Here is a 25,518-nt window from a genome sequence, read left to right on the forward strand (position 1 = left end):
ATCGTCACCGGCATCTACGTACGCCACCCACCGTCCGGATGGGCAGGAAACCCTCCGTCGTTCGGGGCATATGACGTGTACCCCGGGCCGCCGGGCGCTAAGCCCGGGTCGCGGCCGCTTCCTCCAATGTGTCCCGGAATGCCCGGGCGGCCGGCGAGGCCGCGCCGGCCAGCCGCTGGGCGGTGAAGATCGTGCGGCGGGGGAGCCCGGGCAGGTCGAGCAGCCGGCACGACGTGTCGCGCCCGGCCCACACCAGGTCGGGGATGAGCGCCACCGCGTTGCCCGACTCGACCAGCCGGATGTGCGCCTGCAGGTCGGCGGTCTCGTAGCGGACGTCGGGCTCGAAGCCGGTGCGGCGGCACAGCTGCTCGGCGAAGTGCCGGGACGCGGCGCCGCGCGGCTCCATCACCCACGGCATGGTGCGCGCCTCCGGCAGCGAGGCCACCGGGTGCAGCGCGGCCTCGACCGCGGGCAGGGCCAGCCGGATCGCGTCCTCGGTGAGGGGCCGCCGGTCGAGGCCGGGGTGGTGTGGCGCGGCGTGTGCCGGGTACTGCTCGGCAATGACCATGTCGAAGTCGCGGGCCCAGGTCTCGCGGAGCGCCTCCTCCGGCTCCCGCTGGACCATCTCGACCCGGACGTCCGGATAGCGCGCCGCCATGGCGCGCAGCGTGGCCGGCATCAGCGCGAGGGCCGCCGACTGGAAGACGGCGACCCGCACCCGGCCGCTCACCACGCTGAGCGAGGCCTGCAGGCGCGCCTCGGCCCGCTCGACGGTGTCGAGCACCTCGCCGGCCGACTGGACCAGCACCTCGGCCTGTGGGGTGAGCTGCACCCGGCGACCGGCCTTGCGCAGCAGCGTCATGCCGGTCTCCTTCTCCAGCAGGCTGAGCTGTTGCGACACGGCCGAGGGGGAGAAGTTGAGCGCCTCGGCGACGGCGGCGATCGTGCCGCGGATCGCCAGCTCGCGCAACAGCACCAAGCGCCGGATTTCCAGCATTTCCCGACCTCCGAGACGACCGTTAAGAAGAACTGAACTGTACTCGTCAGGAACCATCGCTTTTCCTTAACCGGACACGGACGGACACTGGCGCCATGACCGATCTCGCGATGCCCGCCGACACCGACCTCGCCCAGGAGGCGGTCGCTCTCGTCCGCCGCTGGCTGCACGAGGCCTCCGGCGTGCGGGTGACCGGCTCGGCCGCGCAGCTCGCCGGCCTGCTGCGCGATCCGCACGGCCTGGAGTTCGCGGTCGGCTTCGTGGACGGCGTGGTGCGGCCCGAGGACCTCCGGGTCAGCGCCCGCGCGCTGCACGACCTGGCGCCCGGCGTGCCCCGCTTCCTGCCCGCGCCGCTGCGCGCGGCCGTCCGCGTCGGCGGCGCGATGGCCCCGGTCATGCCGGGCGTGGTCGTGCCGATCGCTCGCCGCGTGCTGCGCCGCATGGTCGGTCACCTGGTCGTCGACGCCACCGACGCGCGGCTGGGAAAGGCGATCGCGAAGATCCGCCGCCGCGACGTACGCCTGAATGTGAATCTCCTCGGCGAAGCCGTCCTCGGCCGGGGCGAGGCGACCCGCCGGCTGCGCGAGACCGAGCGGCTGCTCGCCCGCGACGACGTCGACTACGTGTCGATCAAGGTGTCGGCGGCGGTCGAGCCGCACAACCCGTGGGCCTTCGACGAGGCGGTCGGCGACATCGTGACCCGGCTGACCCCGCTGTTCCGGCAGGCGGCGCTGCAGGGCGGCAAGTTCGTCAACCTCGACATGGAGGAGTACAAGGACCTCGACCTCACGATCGCGGTCTTCACCCGCCTGCTCGACATGCCCGAGCTGCTGCATCTCGAGGCCGGCATCGTGCTGCAGGCGTACCTGCCGGACGCGCTGGACGCGATGATCCGCCTGCAGGAGTGGGCCGCGCGCCGGCGTGAGCGCGGCGGCGCCGGCATCAAGGTCCGCCTGGTCAAGGGCGCCAACCTGCCGATGGAGCGGGTCGAGGCGACCGTGCACGGCTGGCCGCTGGCCACCTGGGAGAGCAAGCAGGCCACCGACACCAACTACAAGCGGGTGCTCGACTACGCGCTGCAGCCGTCGCGGATCACGAACGTGCGGCTCGGGGTGGCCGGGCACAACCTGTTCGACATCGCGTACGCCTGGCTGCTGGCCGGCCGGCGCGGCGTGCGCGACGGCATCGAGTTCGAGATGCTTCTCGGCATGGCCGAGGGCCAGGCCGAGGTGGTCCGGCGCGAGGTGGGCGGGTTGTTGCTCTACACCCCGGTGGTACGCCCGGAGCAGTTCGACGTCGCGATCGCGTACCTGATCCGCCGGCTCGAGGAGGGCGCGAGCCAGGACAACTTCATGTCCGCGGTGTTCGAGCTCGACTCGGACGCCGGCCTCTTCGCGCGGGAGCAGGAGCGGTTCCTCGCCTCGCTGCGCGACCTGGACTCCTCGGTGCCCGCGCCGCGCCGGGTGCTCGACCGCTTCGCCGCGGTCCCGGCCCCCGGCCCCGGGCATTTCGAGAACACCCCCGACACCGACCCGGCCGTCGCCGCCAACCGGGCCTGGATGCGCGACGTGCTCACCCGCGCGCCCGGCTCGGCGATCGGCGTGGCCACGATCGAGGCCGCCCGGGTCGCCGACCCTGCCCGGCTCGACGACCTGCTGGCGGGCGCCGCCGAGGCGGCCGGCGCCTGGCACGCGCTCAGCGGCGCCGAGCGCGGGGCGATCCTGCACCGGGCCGGCGAGGCGATCGAGGCCCGCCGGGCCGAGCTCATCGAGGTGATGGCGGCCGAGGCCGGCAAGACCGCCGACCAGGCCGACCCCGAGGTCTCCGAGGCCGCCGACTTCGCGCACTACTACGGCGAGCTGGCCGCCGGGCTCGACCGGATCGACGGCGCCACGCCGGTGCCCGCCCGGCTCACCCTGGTCACCCCGCCGTGGAACTTCCCGGTCGCCATCCCGGCCGGCTCGGTGCTCGCGGCCCTCGCCGCCGGCTCGCCGGTCGTGCTCAAGCCGGCCGGGCCGGCCGAGCGGTGCGGCGCGCTGCTCGCCGACATCATCCGCCCGGTGCTGCCCGACCCGCGCCTGCTCACCCTCGTGCAGGTCGAGGAGCAGAAGCTGGGCCGCGAGCTGATCAGCCACCGGCTGGTCGAGCGGGTCATCCTCACCGGCGCGTACGAGACGGCCGAGCTGTTCCGCTCGTTCCGCCCCGACCTGCCGCTGCTTGCCGAGACCAGCGGCAAGAACGCCATCATCGTGACCCCCAGCGCCGACCTCGACCTGGCCGTCAAGGACGTCGTCGCCTCGGCGTTCGGCCACGCCGGCCAGAAGTGCTCGGCCGCCTCGCTGGTCGTGCTGGTCGGCTCGGTCGCCAAGTCGGAGCGCTTCCGCAACCAGCTGCTCGACGCCGCGTCGTCGCTGACCGTCGGCCTCCCCGCCGACCCGCGCACCCAGGTCGGCCCGGTCATCGAGCCCGCCGCCGGCAAGCTGCGCACCGGGCTCACCGAGCTCGGCCCCGGCGAGAAGTGGCTGCTCCAGCCGCGCAAGCTGGACGACGAGGGCCGGCTGTGGACCCCCGGCATCCGCGACGGCGTGCGGCGCGGCTCCGCCTACCACCGCACCGAGTACTTCGGCCCGATCCTGGGCGTGATGACCGCGCGCACCCTCGACGAGGCGATCGACCTGGTCAACGAGGTGGACTACGGCCTCACCTCGGGGCTGCACTCGCTCGACCCGGCCGAGGTGCGGCGCTGGCTCGACCGGGTGGAGGCCGGCAACCTGTACGTCAACCGCGGCATCACCGGCGCGATCGTCCGGCGCCAGCCGTTCGGCGGCTGGAAGCGCTCGGCCGTCGGCCCCGGCACCAAGGCCGGCGGCCCCAACTACCTGGTCGGCCTGACCGGCTGGCAGACCGCCCCGGCAACGGCCGGCGCCGAGGTCGGCTCGACGGCCGTGCGCTCGCTGCTGGCCGCCGCGCGGTCGGTCCTGAGCGAGGCCGAGATGTCCGGCGTGGAGCGGGCCGCCGCGAGCGACGCGGCCGCGTGGCGCGACCACTTCCAGGCGTCCGACGTGTCCGGGCTGTGGGCCGAGCGGAACGTGCTGCGCTACCTGCCGCAGCCCGTCGAGGTGCGGCTGGCGGCCGGCGCCCCGGTGGCCGCGCTGGTCCGGGTCCTGGCCGCCGGCGTCCTGGCCGGCGCGCCGCTGCGCGTCTCGACCGGCACGGCGCTGCCCGAGTCGCTCGCGGCCGCGATCCCCGCGGAGATCCGGGTGGAGAGCGACGAGACCTGGGCGTCCGGGCTGACCTCGGCACGCGTACGCCTCATCGGCAGCGCCACGAAGATGCCGGCCCGCCCGGATCTCGCCGTGTGGTCGCACCCGGTCACCGAGTCCGGCCGGGTCGAGCTGCTGCCATTCCTGCACGAGCAGGCGGTCAGCATCACCGCGCACCGCTTCGGCAATCCCGACCGGCTGGCCGCCTCGGTGCTGTGACGGGTCGTCATAGAATCGCGGGCGGGGACCATGCATGCCGCCGACCCGGGTCGCTGACCTTCTCGACCTCGCCCGCGCTCGCTCCTTCGTCGGGCGAGACTCCGAGCTGGCCACGTTCGGCGAGCTGCTCGGCACGGGTGGCGTCCTCTACCTGCACGGGCCGGGCGGCATCGGCAAATCCAGCACGCTGCTGCGGTTCGAGCGGGAGGCGCGGCGCTGCGGCCGTACGACGAAAGCCCTCGACGGCCGCGAGATCGATCCCGCACCGGAAGCATTCCGCTCGGCCCTCGGGCCGGCCTCGGTCCTGCTGATCGACGGATACGAGCACCTGGCGGTGCTGGACGACTGGATGCGGCGCGACTTCCTGCCGTCGCGCCCCGGCACCGACGTGGTGGTCCTCGCCGGACGCACGCCGCCCGCCGCGGCCTGGCGCACCGACCCCGGCTGGCGCAGCCTCGCCACGATCCGGCGGCTCGACCCGCTCGGGCCCGCCGAGAGCATCGAGTTGCTGGCCCGCGCCGGAGTGCCGGTCCCGCAGCGGGAGGCCCTGGTCGCGCTGGGCCGTGGGCATCCGCTCGCGATGGCGCTGCTCGCCGACGCCGCGCTGACCGGCACGGTGCCACGCACGCTCGCCGACGTGCCCGACCTGATCACCGAGCTGCTCGAGTGCCTGGTGCGCGAGCCGCCCAGCGACGCGCACGCGACCGGCCTGGCCACCTGCGCCAAGGCGTGGCTCACCACCGAGGACCTGCTGCGCGACACGGTCGGCCCGGACGCGCCGGCGGTGTGGGAATGGCTGTGCCGACGGCCGTTCATCACCTGCGGGACGCGCGGGCTGCGGCCGCACGACCTGGTCCGCGACGTGCTCGACGCGTCGTTCGAGCGGCGCTCGCCCGACCGCTACCGCGCGCTGCATCGGGTCATCCATGACCACACGGTCGCCGGGGTGCGGGCCGCGGCCGGGCCGGACCGCCAGCTGCGCGCGCAAGACCTGCTCTACCTGCATCGGCACAGCCCGATGACGGCCGCCTACCACCAGCTGCGCTCGTCGAAGGTCCCGGTGGCGCTGGCCCCCGGCACCCCGGCTGATCACGCCGCGGTCGTCGCGTCCGCCGGGCCGTTCGCGGCGGAGTGGCTGGCCGCGCAGCCGGGCGGGCTGAGCGTGGTGCGCGGCGAGGGCGAGCTGCTCGCGTACGTGATGCATCTGATCCTGCCGGACGGCGGAACCCTCGCCGAGCGGGATCCGGTGACCCGCGCCGTGCTCGCGCACGTGTCGCTGCGGCCCGGGGAGCGCTTCGGGCTCGCCCGCTTCCTGGCCGGCCGCGACGGCAACGAGACCGACCTGTACGCGGTGCTGGCCGGGTCGGTGTCGTCGATCCTTGAGTGGGTCGTTCCCGGCAAGGCGTGCTCCTACGTGGTCCTGGCCAACCCGGAGTTCTGGGGGCCGATGTTCGACTACCTCGCCTTCACCCCGGCCTTCGAGGTGACCGTCGACGGCGTGCCGCACGTCGGCTACGGGATGGACTGGCGGCGCCTGCGGGTCGACGACTGGCTCGACCTGATGAACGAGCGCGAGCACTCGGGCGGAACCGGACCCGCGCCGGAATCGCTGCTCCGGCCGCCGCCGCTCGACCAGGCCGCCTTCGCGTCCGCGGTGCGCCAGGCCCTGCCGGACCTGTCCAAGGCGGCCGCCGGACCGCTCGCCGGAACGGCGCTCGGCCCCGACCCGCGCGCGGCGATCCTGTCGGCCATCTCGGCCCTCGGCGAGGCGCCGAAGGGCGGGCCGCTGCAGGCCGTCCTGGGCCGGACCTTTCTGAAGGGCGCGCCGAGCCAGGAGGCCGCGGCCTCGATGCTGGGGCTGCCGTTCAGCACCTATCGGCGGCACCTGGCCAAGGCGGTCGACAGCCTGATCGCGCTGCTCTGGGCGGTGGAAACGGGGAATTCAACGAGCAGTGAATGACCTGGTGACCGAGCAGCCGGGCGCTCGATGCTCACGCCATGACCGACATTCTCATCCTCGGCGCCGGGCTCACCGGCCTCTCCACCGCCCTGCTGCTGTCCCGCGACGGCCACCGCGTCACCGTTGTCGACCGCGATCCACCCCCGCCGCCGCCCGGCCGCGAGTGGGACGAATGGCAGCGGCCCGGCGTCACCCAGTTCCGCCAGGCGCACTTCATGCTGCCGTTCTGGCACGCCCAGATGCGCGCCGACCTGCCCGAGGTCCTCGATCGGCTGGCGGCGGCCGGCGCCCGCCGGATCAGCTTCGCCGCGCTCCTGCCGCCCCCGGTCTTCGACGGCGGCCGGCCGTGCGATGACCGTTTCGACACGCTGACCGCTCGCCGGCCGGTTCTCGAGGCCGCTTTCGCCGCCGAGGCCGCCCATCTCGACGTCCGGCGCGGGACGGCCGTGGCCGGGCTGATCGCCCGGGCCGGCCGGGTGGCCGGCGTCCGCCTGGCCGACGGCGCCGCGATGTCCGCGGATCTCGTCGTCGACTGCATGGGCCGCCGGTCGCCGCTGCGCGCCTGGCTGGTGGCCGCCGGCTTCCCGGCCCCGGCGCAGGAGCGCGACGACGCCGGCTTCGTCTACTACGGCCGGCACTTCGAGGGCGCCATGCCGGCCGTCAACGCCCCCCTGCTCCAGCACCACGACTCCGTCTCGATCCTCACCCTTCCCGCCGACAACGACACCTGGTCGGTGGGCTTCGTGGCCAGCACCCGCGACCACGCCCTGCGCGCCCTGCGCGATCCCGAGTGCTGGGCGGCGGCCCTGGCCTGCTATCCCACCGCCGCCCACTGGGCCGACGGCAAGCCGCTGACCGGCGTCGACGTGATGGCCGGCCTGGCCGACCAGTGGCGCACGGTGACCACTCCCGGCGTGGTCGCGGTCGGCGACTCGGCCTGCTGCACCAACCCCTCGCTGGGCCGCGGGGCGGGCATCGGGTTGCTGCACGCCCGTACGCTGCGCGACTACCTGCGGGCGCCGGACGGTGACTTCGCCGCGCGTACGGCCGCGGTGATCGAGCCGCTCTACCGGGCCACGTACTGGTTCGACCACCACCGCATCGCCGAGATCGACGCCGATGTCGCGGGGGTGCCCTACCGGCCGGCCGATCCGGCGTGGTTCGGGGCCCGGGCCCTGTACGGCGCCGCCCTGCACGACCCGGAGGCCGCCCGGGTCAACTTGGCGGCCGGCCTGCTGCTGCAGCCGCCCCCGCCGCCTCTGTCGCCTCCGCCGCCGACCGCCCCCGGTCCGCCCGGCCCTCGTTATCCGCTCGCCGGGCCGGATCGGAACGCACTGCTGGCCGCGCTCTCTCCTCCCAAAGTCGTAGGCGCGGGATCGTCCTTGTTTCCGACGTTTCCGGCGCCGCGGTTTCCTACCGTCGAGGCATGACGACAACGAATGACGGCGCTTGGACCGGCACGGTCGTGAAGAAGTCGAGGGCACTGCTCGACGGCTCCAACCTCTACCGCCGCCTCAAGGTCCGCCTCGACGACGGCACCGAGCGCGACGTGCGGGTGGACCGTGATCTGTGGAAGGAGCTCGAGGTCGGCGACCGCCTGGTCAAGCCGCCGGGCGAGAACCCGCGCCGCTCATAGCAGGCCGGTGAGCGTCGCGTCCGGCCCGGCGGTCTCGAGGCCGAGCTCGAGCTCTTCCCGCACGCCCTCGACGGTGTCGTCGTGGCCGAGCACCTCGGGTACGTCGTTGCTCATCTCGAACTGGTCGAGCATGTCGTACGCCTCGCCCAGCGTGGCGGCGCCCATCTCGTGCGCCCAGCGCAGCGTGTTCAGGGTGCCGGTCGAGGGGGCGAACTCCTCATCCCATGGGTTGCTCACGAGCCACATCCAACCATGGCTGCCGGCGCTCAGATCGGAGGCTTGAGTTCGCGGAGAGCCTCGGCGACCGCGGCGTCCGGCGACAGCTGCGCGCCGGCTTCCCACGCGAGGCGAACGGCCGGCGCTCCGGCCTCGGCGGTGGCGGATTCGATCGCGCCGCTCAGCCACCGGGTCAGGAAGGGCTGGATGCCGACGCCGATCGAGGCCCGCAGCGCCTCGGCGGCGGCGAGGACTCGCACCGAGCGCAGCGGTTTCCCGTCGGTCCCGAGGATCAAGCCGGCGACGAGCAGGCTGAGGCTCAGCCCGAAAAGTCCACCCAGCCGGTGGAAGGCGCGGATCGCCGCGTGTGCCTCGGCGTTGGCGCTCCGATGCCGGCCGCCGGCCCAATATGCGCCCGCGCGAATGGCGCTGGACCAGGCGTAGGCCTCGCTGTCGCCGACCGCCGCCAGTTCCCTGTCCGCGCTCCGGGTCGCTGCGACGGCCCTGGCGGTATCACCCTGCGCCAGCGCGAGGGAGCCCAGGAAGACGTAGGCCCAGCTGCGTTCCCAGCCGGCATCCGGGCGTTCGGCCGCCGCCAGCGACTCGGCGAGCAGGACTTCCGCCTCGTCGAGTTCCTCCGCGTACGTTGCGATGAGAGCCAGATATTGCAGTGCGTGGGCGAGCCCGACCGTGTCCCCGCAGCGTCTGCTGAGATCGGCCGCCTCGGTGCACGCGGCCATCGCGACCTCCCCGTCGCCCTGGATCACGGCCAGCGTGGCGGAGCCCATGAGAGCGCGGACTCTGGTCCGGTCGGACAGGCCGGCATCGGCGAGCACGAGGTCGAGCCATCGCCGGCCCTCTACGTAATGCCCGCGAAGATCCCAGAACGGATAGATCGAGCCGGCCACCTCGGCCGCCGTTTCGAAGTCCTTGCCGTCCAGCCAGGTCCGCATCGCGGTACGGAGGTTGCCGTGCTCCCAGGTCAGCTGTTCCAGCCAGGACAGTTGATCGGCACTGCGAAGTCCCTGCCGGGCCTCTGCGGCCATCGCGGCGAAGTAGGCGGCGTGCCGCCGGCGGATCGTCTCGCCGTCCGCGCCGGCGTCGAGCCGCTCGGCGGCGTACGCCCGGACCGTCTCCAGCTGCCGGTACCGGTATTCCGGGGTGGCCACGAGGTCGGCCGTCACCAGCGACTTGTCGACGAGATTCCCGAGCACCGCCACGAGATCGAACTCCTCGCCGTGGCGACATACCTGGTCGGCCGCGTCGAAGGTGAACCCGCCGACGAAGACCGCGAGCCGGTCGAAGACGCGCCGCTCGACCGGGCTGAGGAGGCCGTAGCTCCAGTCGATGACCGTGCGGAGCGTGCGGTGCCGGGGGACGGCCACCTGCGCGCTCCCGGTAAGCAGGACGAGCCGGTCGCTCAGCTCGGCCGCGATCTGGGCGGGGCTGAAGCTGCTCACCCGGGCGGCCGCCAGTTCGATCGCGAGCGGCAGGCCATCGAGTCGCCGGCAGATTCGTTCGACGGCCGGGGCCACGTCGGCGGTGATCTTGAACCGGGCCCGTACTGCCGCGGCGCGGTGGGCGAAGAGCTCCACGGCGTCCGCGTTGCCGTGCGCGGGGGTCGTCGACGTGATCGGCAGCCCGTCGATGGGACGCAGCATCTCGCCGGTGATCCGCAAGCGTTCCCGGCCCGTGCAGAGCAGTCGCAGGTGCGGCCCGGCGTCGAACAGCCGCCGCACGAATTCGGCCGGAGCGTCGCCGAGGTGCTCGCAGTTATCCATGATCAGCAGGGTCCGGGCGCCGTCGAGGTGCGCGACGACCTGGTCCAGCGCGGAGCGATCCGGATGCTCGGTCGCGCCGACCACGGTCGCCACCGTCGCCGCGATGAGCCGCGGATCGGTGAGCGCGGCCAGATCGATGAACCAGACGCCGTCCGGGTAGTCGTCAAGATGGGCGGCCGCGGCCTCGACCGCGAGCCTGCTCTTGCCGACCCCGCCGACCCCGGTGAGCGTGACCAACCGGCTGTGCCGCAGCAGGTCGGCGATCTCGTCGAGCTCGGCATGGCGGCCGACGAAGCTGGTCAGCGTCGGCGGCAGGTTGTTCGGTGTGGCGGCCGGCGCGGTCGGCGGCGGGCCGGGCGGTATGACGGACGGTTCCTGGCGCAGGATCCGGGTGTGCAGCTCGGACAGGGCCGGGGCCGGCTCGGTGCCGAGCTCGTCGCGCAACCGCTCGCGCAACGCCTGGTACGCGTTCAGGGACTCGCTGGTGCGTCCGCATCGGTGCAGCGCCAGCATCAACTGGTACCAGAACCGCTCGTGCAGGGGATGCGCGATGACGAGCGACCGCAGCTCGGGCACGGCCGCGGCGTGCCGGCCCAGGGCCAGGTCGGCGTCGAGGCGGCTCTCCACCGCCTGCAGGCGGAGGTCTTCGAGACGAGCGATCTCGGCCTGGGCGAACGGCCGATCGGCGATGTCCGGGAACGGCGGCCCGCGCCACAGGGCGAGCGCCTCGGCGAGCCCCGCGGAAGCCGCCGGCCAGTCCGCGCCGTCCGAGGCGTGCCGCGCGGCGCCGATGAGCATGGCGAAGCGGACCGCGTCGATGTCGTCGGGCTGGGCCGCCAGAAGGTATCCCGACGTCCGGGTGATCAGGACATCGGCGCGCCGCGAAGGCCCCGAGCTGAGCGCCCGCCGCAGCTCGCTGACGCGAACATGCAACATCTCCGGCGCGCTGCGCGGCGGGCGCTCGCCCCACAGAGCATCGACGAGGCAGTCGGTGGCCACGGCCTCGCCCGGATGAACCAGCAGCGTAGAAAGGAGCGCCCGGTGCCGCGGCCCGCCGACCCGCAGATCGACACCGTCATCGGTTACTTCCAGGGCTCCCAGAACTCCGAACTTCATCATTCGCCCTCGAGCTGAGGGGACATCGCGACCCCGCAGCCGGACCGGCCCGGAGCGCTTTCGCCGAAAGTAGCGCTTGAGTAACCGGACCGGAAGGCACCTGGATCATCGTGTACACGACAGTGGCGGCGGAGGAGGGCGGTTCGATGCAGGCAACGCTCGTGACAGCCACGTTCCTGACCGCGGTGTGTGCTCGCGACATCGCCGCGCTCGCCGCCTGCCTTCATCCTCTCGTCCGGCTGCGCGCGCTGCTGCCGGACGACGCCGTGGTCCGGGTGGGCCCGGCGGCCGTGGCCGGCCGGTTCGGCGTCTGGCTGGGCGGATGGGACGACGCCGAGGTTCTCCGGTCGGAGATGTGGCAGGTCGCCGGTCGGTCGGCCGTGGCATATCGACTCGTGCTGCGCGATCGGGCCGGACCCACGATGGAGCTCGAACATCAGTTGTACTGCGACGTGGCCGACGGCCGGCTGCGGGCGATCGACTTGCTCGGTGTCGGTCCGGGGCACAGCGACCACGCGGTAGCTCGCCGATAAGACCACCGGAAGGACGCCGGCCCATCGTCGGATGCATGCAGACAACCCATGCGCGGACAACGAGCTTGCGGACAACAGTCCCATGACGTACCGGAGCGAAGGAACGATCTATTCGAGCGGCACCGGCCCGGCGCACGGCGACCGGTCGTCGCCGGATCAGCGGAACGACAACGGCCCGCACCGGAAGCATTTGATCAACAACCTGGTGCTGCCGCTGGTGGTGGCCGTGGTCGGCGCGCTGGCGGCGGTCGTGGTCACGCCCGTCGGCACCGCCGCCCGCGAGCTCTTCTTCCGGACCAGGGCCGCGATCTCCGGCGTGGTGGAGATGAACGGCGTTCCGCTCGTGCAGGCCGGCGTACGCCTCAACGAGCTGGGCGGTGCGTCGACAACCACCGACAACGCCGGACATTTCAAGCTGTCCGACGTCGAGCGGGGCGACCACAAGCTGCTGGTGGAGGCGGCCGGTGCGCGCACGGGCGACGGGTACCAGTTCGCGGTGACCGCCGGAGCGACCGCGGCCGACCTGGGCGTCATCAAGGTCGAGCCGCTCGTGGTGCTGGGCCACTTCGTATCGGTGCGGCCGCCGAAAAAAGCCGGCCAGAAGAAGGTCACCTACGATCTCACCCTCTGGGTGGCCGGCGATCCGGACACGCTGGGAAAGGTCCAGGCGGCCTCGTACACGCTACCGGCGCCGCTGCCGCCGACGGACGTCGAGGCGGGCGGCCGGGGCGCCTCCTTCTGCTACCGGCTGAAGGGCAGCGTGAAGTTCGCCGATCTGGCGGTGCTCGGCGGCGCCTTCGCGGCGGCGCAGGCGGCGGTACGGCTCACCGACGGCCGTACGTTCGGGATGAGCGCCGCGCCGGGCGCCCAGCAGCCGGTGCCGTGCGGGGCGAAGAAGCGTATCGATCCCATCGACGAGGAGAACGTCATTCCGGTCCCGGCCACCGCCCGGATCCCGAGCGACGGGCCGCAAACGCAGGTGCGGGTCCCGCACGTCGACGGCAAGACCGAGGCCGAGGCACGGACCGCGCTGGAAAAGGCCGGCTTCCGCCCGACGATCGAGCGCACGGTCGACCCGAGCTTCGCCGAGGGCTTGGTCATCGGCACCCAGCCGGCCGGCGGCACGCTGGCGACCCGGGGAGCGCCGGTGACCGTCCGGGTCTCGGCCCTCGACCCGAACGACCCGAACGACCCGAACGACCCGAACGACCCGGACGGCCCGATCGTCCCGCCCGTGGTGGGCCTGACCGAGGAGGCGGCGAAAGCTCTGCTCCGAAAAGCGGGAATCGCCGTCGCCGTCAAGCAGGAGCTGGGCTTCGGGGTCGGGGACCGAATCGTGACGGACCAGCGCCCCGCGGCGGGCGAGAGGGCGTCGTCGGTCACCATCGTCGTGCGCGCCGGGAAGCCGGCCAAGTAGCCGCCCGGCGCATGCTCATCGCGCCGGACGGGCCGGCCGACGGCGCGGGGTCAGCGCCGCCGAGCGGGGTCAGGGCCGCCGAGCGGGGTCAGGGCCGCCGAGCGGGGTCAGGGCCGCCGCGCGTGACGCACGACCCGGCCCGTGTGCCACGCGCCCGGCTCGGACTCGAAGCGTTCGTGGACCTCGATCGCGTCCCCGGTGACGCGCAGCATCGTCCACGAGCGGGGTATGTCGCGCACCCGGTGACTGGTGGCGGTCCCGGCGATCACCACCAGCGGGCCGTGCCGGGACCGGTGCACCGACGGCGCGTGGGTGTGGCCGGCCAGCACGAGGTCGACGCGGGCCGCGCGTACCGCCCGCGCCAGGCGGGAGCGCCCCACCAGACGGGCCAGCCCGCCGGCGAACGGTGGGTGGTGCAGGGCGAGCACCCGTACGCAATCTGGCGAAGCCGAACCCATCACGTGCCGCAACGTGACCGTCTGCGCGCGCGTCACGCGGCCGCTCTTCCAGCGCCACCACGGCATGCTGTCGATCCCCAGGGCCGTCAGGCCCGTCAGGCGGACGACCGTGGTGTCGTCGCCGATCCAGTGGCGGTACCGGGCGTAGGGCGCGATGACGCGAAGCGGGCTGACCAGGGGCAGGTCGTGGTTGCCGGGCACGATCAGGCGGGCCCGGGGCAGCTTGTCGATCAGGTCCGCGGCCTGGCGGAACTCGCGCGGCCGCGCCCGCATGGTGTGGTCGCCGGTGACCACGGTCAGGTCGGGGTGGAAGGCGGCGACCTCGGCGGCGATGGCGGCGACCGACTCCGGGACGTGGGCGCCGAGGTGCAGGTCGGAGAGGTGGGCGAGGACCAGGGGTGCGCTCATCCGCGGCCCAGGGCCAGGTGGCGCAGGCGGGTCCAGTCGAGCTCGGGAGGCGGGGCGGGCACGCCGGGGCGGCGGCGCGGGACGCGGACGCGCAGGGCGCCGGGGGAGATGGTGCAGCGGACGGGAGTGGGCATGATCAGGGCCTCGCCGTCGACGCCCACCGGAAGCGAGCCGGTGTCGGAGTCGATCTCGATGGTGGTGGCGCCGGCCCGGGTGATCGTGCCGGGGCGGCCGCCGAAGACCAGGCTCGCCGCGTCGGCGGCGCCGCGCACGTGTACGGCGAGCATGCCCAGCTCGCCGCCGTTCAATCGGTAGCGGCGGCCCAGCCCGGCCACGTCGTCCAGGCCGTAGGGGTTGTTGCTGACCAGCACGGCCTGCGGGCCCAGCAGGGTCAGCGAGCCGGCGGTCACCCGCAGCACCGGTCCCCGGTGTCCGGTGAGGAGGTCGGGCAGCAGCTCGAGGGTGGTGCCGGTCTTGTCGTCGCGGTAGGCGGGGCTCTGCACGATGGTGGCGTAGGCGCCGAAAGAGGCGTTGTTGACGAAGACGCGGTCGCCCACGCGGCCCAGGTCGATGCGCAGCTCCACCCCGTCGTTGAGGGCGTCGAGGCAGGCGGACGGGTCGGCGCGGTCGAGGCCCAGGTCCATGGCGAAATGGTTGCGGGTCCCGGCGGAGACGACCATGAAGGGCACGCCGCACTCGGCGGCCACGGCGGCGACCAGGGCCTGCGTACCGTCGCCGCCCGCCACGCCCAGCAGGTCGGCGCCGTCGGCCACGGCCCGGCGGGCCACCGCGGCGACGTCCTCCTGGCCGCCGCTGCCGCCCAGCAGGTAAACGGTGGCGCCGAGCTTGCGGGCGCGCGAATCCAGCTCGAACCGGCCGACCTTGCCGCCGCCGGAGCGCGGGTTCATGATCAGGAAGGGCCGCGCCGGGGGTGGTGTGTCGAACTCGTCGGGCCGATGGTCGCGCGTGTGCCTCAGGGCCGCCCGTCCGGCGGCGACCGTGCCGACCCAGAGCAGACCGAACAGGACGACAACCCAGATCAAGGACGCTCTCGCGTACGCGATGAGCACCGTCACCGGAGCAGCGACCGCGACCACCGCGCTCGCCCAGCGCACCACCCCGCGGTGGGTGAGGAACCACCAGCCGGCCGCCAGCATCACCGCCATGCCGATGACCGAGACGAGCAGCAACCCGATGCTGGCCCGGATGCCGGCGCCGGCCAGGACCAGCAGGACGGCGGCCAGCGCGGCGAGGAACGTCAGGCGGGCGAGCCAGCGTCGCCCGGCGGGCACGGGGCCGAGGTCAACCATCACCGCAGCCTGACCCGGCGCCGCCGCACCGGCATCATCCGCCGCGGATGGACGCCCCTCGCACGCCCGCGGCGTACCGGTAGGTTGGCGGCATGGCTGATCTACCCACGACCACGCTGGCCGACGTGCTGGACCGGCGGCAGGTGATGGACGCGGCGATCCGGCCGCTCTGGTCGCCGGCGCCGCGGATCGCCGGGCCCGCGTTCACGGTGCGCTGCCCGCCGGGCGACAACCTGATGCTGCACGCGGCGATCTACCGGGCCGGGCCGGGCTCGGTGATCGTCGTCGAGTCGGGCGACCCGGATTACGCGCTCGCGGGCGGCAACGTCTGCGCGGTGGCGCAGCGCAACGGCGTCGCGGGCTTCGTGCTGGACGGGCTGATCCGCGACATCGGCGAGATCCGGGAGATGGGCTTCCCGGTGTGGGGGCGCGGCGTGATTCCCATTCCGGGCGGGAAGGCGGCGGTGCTGCCGCTCAACGTGGCGATCCGATGCGGCGGGGTGGCGGTGGCGGCCGGCGACCTCGTGGTCGCCGACGAGGACGGGGTGGTCGTGGTGCCCTCGGCGTCGTCGCCCGAGACGCTGGCGGCGGCCGAGGCGAAACTGCGGGCGGACGCCGCGCTCAGCCTCGACGAGTGGGAGCGGGCGCACCGGGCCAAGATCGACGGGTTGCTCGGGGCGGGGCCGGCTTCGCCTGTTGGGCTGGCTTCGCCTGTTGGGCCGGCTTCGCCTGTTGGGCCGGCTTCGCCTGTTGGGCCGGCTTCGCCTGTTGGGCCGGGTGAGCGGGCATGAAAGTGCTGCTGCCGGACAACGTCGACCTCTCGGATCTCACCCTGCCCGAGGGCGTGAGCTACGCGGTCGACCAGCCTGTCCCGGAGGAGCACACCGACGCCGAGGTGCTGGTCGTGTGGGGCAACCCGGAATCGCAGCTGCGCGACGCGGCCGCCCGGATGAAGCGGTTGCGGTGGGTGCAGACGCTGGCCGCCGGTCCCGACGCGGTGCTCGCCGCCGGGTTCGCCCCCGGCGTCCTGGTGACGTCGGGGCGCGGACTGCACGACCGCACGGTCGCCGAGCACACACTCGCGCTGGTGCTGGCGGCCGCGCGCCGCCTCAACCTGATGGCGCGGGCGCAGATCGGGCACCGGTGGGCCGGCGAGCTGGGCGGGAACCAACCGCTGCGGGATCGCGGCAATTTCCGTACGGTCCGGGACGCGCACATCGTGATCTGGGGGTTCGGCAGCATCGCGGCGGCCGTATCGCCCCTGCTCATCGCCCTCGGCGCGCGGGTGACCGGGGTCGCGCGCACGCCCGGCGCCCGGCACGGCGTGGAGGTGGTGACCGAGGCGGAGTTCCCGGCGCTGCTGCCCACCGCCGACGTCCTCATCTCCATCCTGCCGGCCACCCCGGCGACGCGGCACGCCTTCAACGCCTCGGTGGCGGCGCTGCTGCCCCGGCACGCCTGGTTCGTCAACGTCGGGCGCGGCGCCACCGTGGACGAGGCCGCGCTGCTGGCGGCGATCCGCTCGGGCCGGCTGGCCGGTGCGGCCCTCGACGTCACCGAGGTCGAGCCGCTTCCGCCCTCGTCGCCGCTGTGGGACGAGCCGAACATCATCATCTCGCCCCACGCGGCGGGCGGGCGGCCGCTCGGCGCTCCGGAGCTGATCCGGTCGAACCTCGCCGCGTTCCGCGAAGGCCGCCCGTTGCGGAACTTGGTGGCGAGGCCATGACCCTGGGCCGTGGCCTTGACCCAGGCCGCGGTGTCCGCGGCATCCAGGGCAGGAACGTCTAGGGTCGCAGCATGACCGTGCCCCCGGAGATCGCTGCGAGCAAGCAGATCAGCCTGACCACCTATCGCAAGGACGGCACGCCGGTGGCGACGCCCGTCTGGCACGTCGCCGAGGGTGACAAGCTGACGACGGTCTCGGCGGCGGACGCCGGGAAGGTCAAGCGCCTCCGCCGCAACCCCAACGTCGAGGTGGTGGCCTGCGACCTCCGCGGCCGGGTCCGGCCGGGCGCCCGGGCCGTTACGGGCACCGCCGTGCTGCTGCCACCCTCCGAGACCGAGAACGCGCGGCGGCTGATGGAGAGCCGTTACCTCACGGCGCGGATCGGCGGGTGGTTCGCGCGGACGTTCCCCATCCGGCGCCCGGACGCCGTCGCCATCGTCGTCGCTCTCTAGGCCGATCTCACGCCGTGCGGCTGTCCCTCCGATCGGCTGGGGGCTGACTCAGGCGCTCTGCGACGCCCTGGTCGCGCGGTAGAGATCGCGCAGCACGCCGATCTCGCCGCCGTGGTGCATGACCTCGCGGTTGATGTGGACGATCAGCGCGGCCATCGGCTCCTTCGCGAAGAATCCGCCCTTGCGGCCCAGCGGGCGGGCCAGGCCCTCGTCATCGAGCGCGGCGATGTTGTCGTGCCACTCGCGATAGCACTCCTCGAGGAAGCGGATGCCATCGGCGGCGGTGCCCGGGATGTCGGCGGGCCAGTGCACGAGGTCGAACACGTCGGGGCCGTCGCCGGAGTCGCGGAAGAAGGTGCTGGTGCGGGTGGACATAGCGGTCGCGGTGTGCACGATCCGCCAGGCGACGGTGGTGAACGGAGCCGGCGTCGGTTGCTGCTGGTAACCGTCGTACGCGAAGCCGCCCTTGCCGTTCGCGATGCGGGCTCTTGATGGTGCGGTCGAGCAGCCCGTCAACGGGCCGGGCTGGTGCAAGCGCTCCGCTACGACCGGCGCGGGCGCAAGCCCCACGCGTAGCTGAGCGTGGTCAGCGCCCCGAGCAGCACCCACCAGCCGCTGATGCCGCCCCCGTGCCACACCAGCGTGAGTGCCGCCGTGGCCAGGAGCATCGCGACCGCCACCGCGCCGTTGAGCAGGCGCTGCCACAGCGCCCGGGCCCCGGCGAACTCCGACCGGATCGCCGCCATCGTGGTCATCCGGGCCGTGTGGACCGCCGCGGGAAGGGTCGCCGCCCAGGCGGCGAGCGAGGCGGTGGTGGCGCGTCCGAGCCCGGCGCCGGGCAGCCCGAGCAGGGCGAAGAGGGACGCGAGCGCGTCCGGGGGCGCGAGGTCCGTGCGGCGCAGCAGGCCGATCACGGCAAGAGCCTGATCCGGTACGCCGAAGTCCGCCGCCAGCACCCGTCCCGCCGCGGCCGTGGACTCGGGCGTGATCGGCGCCGGCCCGCCACCCCACTGGTGCCCGGCGATCCGCTTGGCGCCGTGCACCACCACGAACCCGGCCGCCTCGCCGGACCACCAGCAGGCCACCGCCGGATGCCGGCCGGCCAGGGCGAGAGCCGCGTTGGCGGTAGGGGTCTGGCGGCCCTCGCCGTCCCAGAAGTATAGCGTCCACTGTGGAGAGACGGGGACCGTCCACGCGGACTGGCCGGCCAGCCCGGCGTCGGCACGCGCGGAGGGCCCGGCCAGCACGACGCCCGTGGTCGGCGAGGGCGCGGGCGGTGCCGACGCGGCTGGGATGGGCGACGTGGGCGCAGCCAGCAGACCGATCGGCACGCCGAGCGCGTGGCAGGCGTCGGCCAGGCGCCTGCGCTCGGTGTAGCGGGGGTCCGAGTGCGTGAGCGCCCGCCGCAACAGCCCGGCGCCGCCCGGCAGCGCGGCCGCGTCGAGCCCCGAGGCCGAGGAGCCGTCCGGCGAGTAGGTGACGACGCGCAGACCGGGCTCGAAGCTCAGGGCGCACGCGAACGCCCGGGTCGGCCCGCCGACCTCGCCGGGGTCGCGGTCGAGACGCGACCATCCGTCGTAGGAAGCGATGACGGCCGACGCCGCCGCCGGGCCGCAGAGCCGGGCGATCCGGTGCGGGGTGGCGCGCACCGCGAAGAACGGCTCGATCACGTCAGACCCGGGTCAAGGCGCTGGAGGTCTGTCACGGTCACGCCCGGGCGAACAGCCGGTGCCACGCCCTGACGTGCGGGGCGGGCTCGACGCGGCGGGCGTCGTGCAGGCCGGGCTCGTCGTTGTCGAGCAGCGACCTCCCGACCGCGATGTCGGGCAGGTCGAAGACCGCGCACAGGCGGCGCAGCAGGTCGGGCAGGGGAATCCGCTGCTCGCCCGGCACCGGGTCGTTGCGGACCATCGCGAGCGCCGGCCCGGCCTCGGGTCGCCAGTAGCGGGTGGCCAGCTCGGCGCAGTAGGCGTCCCACTCCTGCCGGTCCGCGAGGTAGCGAGCCGGCTCCGACGCCGGCTCCCAGCCGGCGGCCCACTGCAGGGACGACTCCCCGTCGTCGTCGAGGAGAACCGCCTCGGCAAGCTCCTCGTCGCAGAGCAGCAGCCAGGCCGGCGTTTCCGTGTGCCGCACGAGGGCGCGCGCGGGCTTGGCGAGCCGGCTCGTCGACGAGTAAGTGAGGCTCGGCGGGTCGAACAGCACGATGACCCCGAGCGGGTCGGTGACGACGTAGCCGCCGGTGCGCCCGGCCCGCACGGCGTCGGTCACCGGCCCCGCCGCGGCCTTCGTCACCAGCGCATACGTCGACATGGTCCGGGGAGTGTAGCGGACCCATTCACGACCTTCACCGCCACCGGCCGACCGCGCCGACTCGATCTTGACGCGCTGGGTGCGAGCGGCCCCCGACGGCGCCCCTCTACCCTTGGCGGCATGCGATTTCGCCTGCTGGGGCCGCTCGAGTGCCGGTCCGCCGACGGCGCCGTGGTCGAGGTGGGCGGGGCCAAACCGCGGGCACTGCTCGCATTGCTGCTGAGCGAGCCCGGCCGCGTGGTCGGCGTGGACCGGGTGTCGGCCATCCTCTGGGGCGACGCGCCGCCGCCGGCGGCCACGGCGACCATCCAGTCGTACATCTCCCAGCTGCGCCGGGCGCTGGGCGCGGAACTGATCGTCACCCGCTCGCCCGGCTATCTGGCCGTGGCCGACGCGGCCGACGTGGATCTGACCCGCCTGCCCGCGCTCGTGGACGAGGCCGCGGAGGCCGAGCCGCCCGCCGCCGCTCGCCTGCTCACCGAGGCGGTGGAGTTGTGGCGCGGCGACCCGCTGCCGGACCTGCCCGAGGACGACGCCCGCGTCACGGCCGAGCGCATCCGCCTGACCGAGCTGCACCTGCTGGCCCGCCAGCGCCGCGCCACCGCCTGGACCCGGATGGGCCGCACCGGCGAGGCGGTGGCCGAGCTGGAACGGCTGGTCACCGAGCACCCGCTGCGCGAGGAGCTGTGGGCCACCCTGATCGAGGCCCTCTTTGCGGCCGGCCGGCAGGGTGACGCGCTGGCGGCGTTCCGGCGATGCCGGGAGATCCTCGCGGACGAGCTGGGCATCGACCCCGGGCCGGAGCTGCGCCGGCTGGAAACGGCCATTTTGCGTCAGGATAGCCGGAAAAATGAGGACCGGACGCTGGTCGGGCGGCAACCCGAAGTCGACCGGATCAGGGCGGCCCTCAAGGAGGTGACGCGGGGGAACGGAGCGGCGATCGTCCTCGAGGGTGAGGCCGGCATCGGCAAGACCACGCTGGCCGAGGCGGCCGCGACGATGGCCGGAGCGCAAGGCTGGCGTCCGCTGTGGAGCCGCTGCGCCGACGACCCCGGCGTCCCACCGCTCTGGCCCTGGCTCCAGGTGCTCGAGCGCCTCGACGGCGGCGGCCTGCGCTCGGCCGAGGGCGACGACCCTGAGCTCACCACGTTCGCCCTGTTCCAGGAGCTGCGCCGCCGCCTGTCCGCCAGCGCGGTCCCGCTGCTGATCGTCCTGGACGACGTCCAGGCCGCCGACGCCACCTCGTTGAGCCTGCTCACGCTGCTGACCCGCCACCTCGACGGCCTGCGCCTGCTGCTGGTCATCACCGTCCGCACGCGCGGCGAGCAGCTCGCGCCCGAGGTCGTCGACTGCCTGGCCGCCCTGGCCCGCGAGCCCCGGGCCCAGCGCCTCACCCTGGCCGGGCTCACCGAGGCCGACCTGCGGGAACTGGTCGGCGACGACGAGGTGGCCCGGGTGGTGCACGAGCGCACCGACGGCAACCCGTTCTTCGCGGGCGAGCTGATCGAGCTGATGCGGGCGGGCGACGACGCGCTGCCGCCGAGCGTGCGTGACGTCCTGGACCGGCGGCTCGCGAGATTGCCGGCGGCGACGCGAGCGCTCCTCGACACCGCCGCGGTCAACGGCCGGGACACGGGCCTTCCGCTGCTGCAGGCCGCGACCGGGGACACGGCCGAGCAGATCATCACCGACCTCGAGCCCGCCGTCGCCGCGAAGGTCCTGCGCTTCGACGAGACCGCGTGGAGCTGGCGGTTCAGCCACGCCCTTATGCAGGAGACGCTGCTGGCCGGGCTGGGCCGGCTGGACGCGGCCCGCCTGCACGCGCGGATAGCGAAGGCGCTGAGCGATGACGACGTCGACCGCCTGGCCCACCACTACTTCCACGCGGTGCCGATCACCGGCGCCGAACCGGCCGTGCGTTACGCCAAAGAGGCCGCCGCGGCGGCCCGCGAGCAGCACGCGCACGCGGAGGCGGCCGCGCACACCCGCCGCGCGCTGGCGCTGACCGGCGCGGCGGACGCGGGGGAGCGGCACCGGCTGCTGGTCGCGCTCGGCGACGACCTGCTGCGCACCGGCCGGCTCGACGAGACCCGCGAGGTGGTGGCCGAGGCGATCGCGGTGGCCCGGCGGCTGGGCGACCGGGAAAGGCTGGCCGAGGCGGCCAGCGTCTGGGGCGGGGTGTCGCTGTGGAACTGGCGCAGCTACGGCGAGGTCGACGAGGCGATGGTGGCGCTGCTCGAGGAACTGGCCGAGGGCGGCGACCCGGCGCTGCAGGCGAAGCTGCTGGGCACGCTCGGCGCCGAGCTGGCCTACAGCGACCGCCACGCCGACCGGGTCGCCTACGCCGAGCGGGCCGTCGCGCTGGCCCGCGAGATCGGGGACCCGGCGCTGCTGGGCCGCACGCTCAACAACTACCAGGCGGCCACCTGGGGCCTGCCGGACAAGGCGGAGCGCTGGCTGGCATCGCTGGCCGAGTCGCTGTCGCTCGCCGGGCGAGGGCTGCCGGTGCGGCACGAGTTCTTCGCCCGGATGCACCGCGGGCCGCTGCGGCTGCACCTGGGCGACCCGGCCGGCTTCCGCGCGGACCTGGCCGCCGCGACCCGGCTCGCGGCCCGGCTGACCGGCCCGGATGTGCAGCCGCAGGTGTTCTACCAGCAGGCGGCGGCGCACATGCTGGCCGGGCGCTGGGAAGAGGCCGAGCGGCTGGCGGCGCAGGCCGACGAGCGTTACCGGGGCACCAACCTGTGGGGCGCGCAGATGTGCCGGGCGCTGCACGCGTTCACCTTCCGCCGCCGCGACGCCCGGATCGGCGAGGCGGTGGCGACCATCGCGGACGCGGCAAACGAGCTGAACGTGCCGATGCTGCACGGGCTGGCGGCGGTTGCGGCGGCCGAGGCCGGCGATCCCGCGGAGGGCCGGAGGATGCTGCGCCGGCTGCCGTCGCGCCACGTGTCCGACTGGACCGGCGACACCTACCCGGTGGTGCTGGCCTGGGCGGCTCTCGCGCTCGGCGGGGACCTCGCGACGGCGTACGAAAATCTCCTGGTCTTCGAAGGTCGACAGATCGTGGTGGGCACCGCGACGGCCTGGTGGGGCCCCTACGACCGGCTGCTCGCGGACCTCGCCGAGGCGGCGGGCAAGCCGGAGAAAGCCGCGAAACACCAGGCCAGGGCGGATGAGCTCGAGGAGCTTGTAGCGCGGACGGGGTGAACTCAAGCGTTTCGCAAGGCGGGTCTCCAGCCGGTCGCAACCGGCGCGGGGCACGGTGTGGACAACCGAGACGCGGAAGGAAACATCATGGAGATCGAATCGCTGCGCCGCCGGCTGAGTGGCCGGATCACGATCAAGGGCGATGACGCGTACGCCGGCCTGACCGCCGCCTTCAACGTGGCCGTCACCGCGACGCCGGCGGTGATCGTCGAGGCCCGGGACGCGCAGGACGTCGCCGAGGCTGTCCGTTTCGCGGAGGCCGCGGGATTGCCGGTGGCCGTGCAGGCCACCGGGCACGGGCTCGCCGACCCACTGGACGGCGCGCTGCTCGTCCACACCGGCCGGCTCGACGAGTGCGTGGTTCACCCGGAGGAGGGCTGGGCCCGGGTCGGTGCGGGGGTGCGCTGGCAGCAGGTGCTGGACGCGGCCGCGCCGCACGGATGGGCCCCGCTCAGCGGATCGGCGCCGGGCGTCGGGGTGGTGGGTTACACGACCGGTGGTGGCTTGGGCCCGGTGAGCCGCACCTTCGGGTGGGCATCCGATCGCGTACGGGCGATCGAGCTGGTCACCGGCGACGGCGTCCTCCGGCGGGTGACCGCCCACGACGAGCCGGACCTGTTCTGGGCCGTCCGCGGCGGGAAGGGCGCCCTCGGCATCGTCACGGCGCTCGAGTTCGACCTGATCCGGCAGCCCACCCTGTACGCCGGAGCGCTCTACTTCGACGGCGCCGACGCGGCCACGGTCACGCACGCCTGGCGCGACTGGTGCGCCAAGCTCCCGCGCGAGGCCACCACTTCGATCGCGCTGCTGCAACTGCCGGCCCTGCCCGGCATCCCCGAGCCTCTGGCGGGCAGGTTCTCGGTCGCGGTCCGCTTCGGCTGGACGGGCGCCGCGGCGGACGGCGAGGCGGCGCTCGCCCCGATGCGCGACGTGGCCAAGCCGGTCATCGACGCCGTGCAGACGATCCCGTACGCAGCGATCGGCATGATCCACAACGACCCCACCGACCCGATGCCCGTGCACGAGAGCGGGGAACTGCTCCACGACCTCCCCGCCGAGGCCGTCGGCGCGCTGCTCGACGTGGCCGGCCCCGGCGCCGGATCGCCGCAGGTGATCGTGGAGATCCGTCAGCTCGGCGGCGCCCTGGCCGAGCCACCCCGGCACCCGAGCGCGTTGTGCCACCGCGACGCAGCGTACAGCCTCAGCACCATCGGCGTGCTCGCCCCGCCGATCGCCGCCGCGGTCGTGTCGCACGCCGCCCGGGTCGCCGAGGCGATGGCCCCGTGGACCACCGGCGGCTTGCTGCCCAACCTGGCCGCCGGCGTGGGTGAGGCGCGGATCGCCCGCTCCTACGACCCGGAGACGCTCGCCCGGCTGATCGCGCTGGCCGGGCGCTACGACCCGGCGAACGTGCTGCGGGCCGGCCAGGTGCCGGTGCGGGCCGCGGCCTGACCGGCGCGCCGGTCGGGGTCGTCGTCGGGGTGTGCCGGTTGCGGTCGTCGTGGGACGTGCCGGTCGTCGCCGTCGGCTGCGCACCCGGCGCGGCCTTCGAGTGCGTGTGGTCTCGATGCCAGTGGCGGACCGGTGGGGCATGGCCCGGGCCGCGCTGCTGCGCATGATCTGCGAAGCGTTCGCGTCGTCCTCCGGTCGCCGCAACAGGACGTCAAGAAGCGTCGCTACGTCGGCGACCGCGGCGGCTCGGCCTGCGGCTTCCGGGGGGTCTGGCGCAGATGTCGCCTACCGGTCTCTGGCGCAGGCTCTGTCGCGCGGTCTGGCGCAGGCTCTGTCGCGCGGTCTGGCGCGGGCTTCATGGCCCGCTCTGGCGCAGGCTTCATCGCGCGCTCTGGCGCAGGCTTCATCGTCCGATGGGCTGGGTTGGCCGGTTGGCCGGTTGGTGACTGGTGTGGGGGTTGGGTTATTGGCGTTGGTGGTAGAGGTTGCGGCGGGGTCGTTGCTGGGGGTCGAGGTGGGCCGGCGGAATGAACTCCGGTCGTTGGTCGGTGCCGAGGCGGATGTGCCAGGCGGTGTCGGTTTGGTGGATGAGTCGGTGGTGGTGGCGGCAGAGCAGGACGAGGTTGTCGAGGTTGGTGGGCCCGCCGTGGGTCCACGGGACGATGTGGTGGGCGTCGGTCCAGCGGGGCGGATAGTCGCAGTCGGGGAAGGCACAGCCGCCGTCGCGGATGTGCAAAGCCCGGCGCAGCGATCCGGTGGCGAGGCGTTGGGTGCGGCCGGTGTCGAGGACTTGACCGGCGCTGCCGAGCACGGCGGGCAGGATGCGGGCGTCGCAGGCGAGTCGCCGGGCGGTGCTGGCGGAGAGTCGTTGTCCGGTGTCGGTGGTGGCGGTGCTGAGGGCGTGGGTGAGGGGCTGGTAGGCGATGGTGATGGCGAGTTGGGGTGGTTCGCCGCCGTCGTCGGGTAGTTGTCGGGTGCGTAGGGCGAGTCGGCAGATGTCGATGAGGGCGTCGGCGCGGCGTTGGGCGGGGGTGCGGTCGTCGGTGGGGGTGGG

At 73.9% G+C, this 25,518-nt stretch carries 20 protein-coding genes; 11 read left to right on the forward strand and 9 right to left on the reverse strand.

The features are described from left to right. Positions 1–97: 97 nt before the first annotated feature. Entirely contained in the window at positions 98–997 is a 900-nt protein-coding gene (locus ACFQS1_RS35850) for a LysR family transcriptional regulator (protein WP_378976623.1), read from the reverse strand. Between the two features lie 95 nt (positions 998–1,092). On the opposite strand from ACFQS1_RS35850, the gene ACFQS1_RS35855 reads away from it, so the two are divergent. From ACFQS1_RS35855 to ACFQS1_RS35870, 4 genes are read left to right on the forward strand one after another with little or no spacing between them, the layout of a single operon-like run. Next, a complete protein-coding gene (locus tag ACFQS1_RS35855; RefSeq protein WP_378976625.1) occupies positions 1,093–4,479 on the forward strand; it encodes a bifunctional proline dehydrogenase/L-glutamate gamma-semialdehyde dehydrogenase in 3,387 nt (1,128 codons plus the stop codon). A gap of 34 nt (positions 4,480–4,513) precedes the next feature. Continuing rightward, positions 4,514–6,439, forward strand: coding sequence for an ATP-binding protein (locus ACFQS1_RS35860; RefSeq protein ID WP_378976627.1), 1,926 nt, complete (start codon positions 4,514–4,516; stop codon positions 6,437–6,439). Positions 6,440–6,477: 38 nt separating this feature from the next. Further along, complete coding sequence (locus ACFQS1_RS35865; protein WP_378976629.1) at positions 6,478–7,869, forward strand: FAD-dependent oxidoreductase; 1,392 nt, start codon at positions 6,478–6,480, stop codon at positions 7,867–7,869. Further along, positions 7,866–8,075 carry a DUF7489 domain-containing protein gene (locus ACFQS1_RS35870; protein WP_378976631.1) on the forward strand — a complete coding sequence of 70 codons (210 nt, stop codon included), beginning with the start codon at positions 7,866–7,868 and terminating at the stop codon, positions 8,073–8,075. The genes ACFQS1_RS35865 and ACFQS1_RS35870 overlap by 4 nt, the downstream gene beginning before the upstream one ends. On the opposite strand, the gene ACFQS1_RS35875 is transcribed toward ACFQS1_RS35870, so the two are convergent. Further along, on the reverse strand, positions 8,070–8,312 hold the full coding sequence (locus ACFQS1_RS35875; RefSeq protein WP_378976633.1) for a hypothetical protein: 243 nt from the start codon (positions 8,310–8,312) through the stop codon (positions 8,070–8,072). The genes ACFQS1_RS35870 and ACFQS1_RS35875 overlap by 6 nt on opposite strands. Positions 8,313–8,341: 29 nt before the next feature. Next, a complete protein-coding gene (locus ACFQS1_RS35880) occupies positions 8,342–11,188 on the reverse strand; it encodes a BTAD domain-containing putative transcriptional regulator (protein WP_378976635.1) in 2,847 nt (948 codons plus the stop codon). 146 nt (positions 11,189–11,334) lie between these two features. Here ACFQS1_RS35880 and ACFQS1_RS35885 point away from each other — a divergent pair, with 146 nt between their 5' ends. Further along, complete coding sequence (locus tag ACFQS1_RS35885) at positions 11,335–11,721, forward strand: nuclear transport factor 2-like protein (protein WP_378976637.1); 387 nt, start codon at positions 11,335–11,337, stop codon at positions 11,719–11,721. An 82-nt stretch (positions 11,722–11,803) separates the two neighbouring features. Then, positions 11,804–13,138: a PASTA domain-containing protein gene (locus tag ACFQS1_RS35890; RefSeq protein ID WP_378976639.1), complete on the forward strand. Its 1,335-nt coding sequence runs from the start codon at positions 11,804–11,806 to the stop codon at positions 13,136–13,138. Positions 13,139–13,245: 107 nt separating this feature from the next. Here the strand turns inward: ACFQS1_RS35890 and ACFQS1_RS35895 are convergent, their stop codons facing one another. Continuing rightward, complete coding sequence (locus ACFQS1_RS35895) at positions 13,246–14,004, reverse strand: metallophosphoesterase family protein (RefSeq protein WP_378976641.1); 759 nt, start codon at positions 14,002–14,004, stop codon at positions 13,246–13,248. After that, positions 14,001–15,314, reverse strand: coding sequence for a diacylglycerol/lipid kinase family protein (locus tag ACFQS1_RS35900; RefSeq protein ID WP_378976643.1), 1,314 nt, complete (start codon positions 15,312–15,314; stop codon positions 14,001–14,003). The genes ACFQS1_RS35895 and ACFQS1_RS35900 overlap by 4 nt, the downstream gene beginning before the upstream one ends. Before the next feature lie 92 nt (positions 15,315–15,406). Between ACFQS1_RS35900 and ACFQS1_RS35905 the strand changes: the two genes are divergently transcribed. From ACFQS1_RS35905 to ACFQS1_RS35915, 3 genes are all read left to right on the forward strand, one after another. Beyond that, positions 15,407–16,105: an RraA family protein gene (locus ACFQS1_RS35905; protein ID WP_378976645.1), complete on the forward strand. Its 699-nt coding sequence runs from the start codon at positions 15,407–15,409 to the stop codon at positions 16,103–16,105. After that, on the forward strand, positions 16,102–17,040 hold the full coding sequence (locus tag ACFQS1_RS35910) for a phosphoglycerate dehydrogenase (RefSeq protein ID WP_378976647.1): 939 nt from the start codon (positions 16,102–16,104) through the stop codon (positions 17,038–17,040). Before ACFQS1_RS35905 ends, ACFQS1_RS35910 begins: the two co-directional genes overlap by 4 nt. A 71-nt stretch (positions 17,041–17,111) precedes the next feature. Further along, positions 17,112–17,492: a PPOX class F420-dependent oxidoreductase gene (locus tag ACFQS1_RS35915; protein WP_378976649.1), complete on the forward strand. Its 381-nt coding sequence runs from the start codon at positions 17,112–17,114 to the stop codon at positions 17,490–17,492. A gap of 48 nt (positions 17,493–17,540) precedes the next feature. Here the strand turns inward: ACFQS1_RS35915 and ACFQS1_RS35920 are convergent, their stop codons facing one another. Genes ACFQS1_RS35920 through ACFQS1_RS35930 form a run of 3 tightly spaced genes read right to left on the reverse strand, consistent with a single transcriptional unit; the run spans position 17,541 to position 19,802 of the window. Beyond that, the gene (locus tag ACFQS1_RS35920) at positions 17,541–18,062 is read right to left on the reverse strand and encodes a DinB family protein (RefSeq protein WP_378976651.1); all 522 of its coding nucleotides are present in this window, start codon (positions 18,060–18,062) and stop codon (positions 17,541–17,543) included. Beyond that, complete coding sequence (locus ACFQS1_RS35925) at positions 18,035–19,162, reverse strand: hypothetical protein (protein ID WP_378976653.1); 1,128 nt, start codon at positions 19,160–19,162, stop codon at positions 18,035–18,037. Before ACFQS1_RS35925 ends, ACFQS1_RS35920 begins: the two co-directional genes overlap by 28 nt. Before the next feature lie 37 nt (positions 19,163–19,199). Continuing rightward, positions 19,200–19,802, reverse strand: a complete 603-nt coding sequence (locus tag ACFQS1_RS35930; protein ID WP_378976655.1) for a hypothetical protein — start codon at positions 19,800–19,802, stop codon at positions 19,200–19,202. 120 nt (positions 19,803–19,922) lie between these two features. Between ACFQS1_RS35930 and ACFQS1_RS35935 the strand changes: the two genes are divergently transcribed. Then, positions 19,923–23,012: a BTAD domain-containing putative transcriptional regulator gene (locus ACFQS1_RS35935; RefSeq protein WP_378976657.1), complete on the forward strand. Its 3,090-nt coding sequence runs from the start codon at positions 19,923–19,925 to the stop codon at positions 23,010–23,012. 87 nt (positions 23,013–23,099) lie between these two features. Next, positions 23,100–24,464 (forward strand): FAD-binding oxidoreductase, encoded by a 1,365-nt coding sequence (locus tag ACFQS1_RS35940; RefSeq protein ID WP_378976659.1) that lies wholly within the window; start codon positions 23,100–23,102, stop codon positions 24,462–24,464. 463 nt (positions 24,465–24,927) lie between these two features. On the opposite strand, the gene ACFQS1_RS35945 is transcribed toward ACFQS1_RS35940, so the two are convergent. Beyond that, on the reverse strand, positions 24,928–25,518 hold a 591-nt coding region (locus ACFQS1_RS35945; RefSeq protein ID WP_378976661.1), incomplete at its 5' end, for an HNH endonuclease signature motif containing protein.

This window comes from Paractinoplanes rhizophilus, assembly GCF_042664765.1.
Taxonomy (GTDB): domain Bacteria; phylum Actinomycetota; class Actinomycetes; order Mycobacteriales; family Micromonosporaceae; genus Actinoplanes; species Actinoplanes rhizophilus.